This window comes from Gillisia marina (genome assembly GCF_000258765.1).
GTDB lineage: Bacteria > Bacteroidota > Bacteroidia > Flavobacteriales > Flavobacteriaceae > Gillisia > Gillisia marina.
The window spans coordinates 1-275 of the sequence record NZ_AJLT01000106.1 but is presented as its reverse complement, the minus strand read 5'-3'; the positions used below and the strand labels follow the sequence as shown (position 1 = coordinate 275).

The following is a 275-nucleotide window of genomic DNA, read 5'->3' as shown; positions in this document are numbered from 1 at the left end:
TGAGGAAGCTGAAGCTGGAGAACCTGTAGTGGCATCTTTCTGTGTTACTGAAACTCAAGATGTTCAATTAACTTCACTTTTAAGTGATGGAATAAACACTTTAGGTGATTTTGATGCTCCATTTGAAGATGGAATATTTAATCCGGCTACAGCTGGTGTTGGAACCTTTGAATTTGATTATACGCTGGATGGTGCTGGAGATTGCGTAACTGGAACTTCTACTACATCTTTTACAATTACAGTAAGAGAAGTTGAGGAAGCTGATGCTGGTGCGC

The 275-nt window shown here is 40.0% G+C and carries 1 protein-coding gene; it reads left to right on the top strand.

Annotated elements, in window-relative coordinates; translation table 11 throughout:
• The coding region (locus ON07_RS16630; protein ID WP_010232721.1) for a hypothetical protein at positions 1 to 275 on the top strand (275 nt) is incomplete at both ends.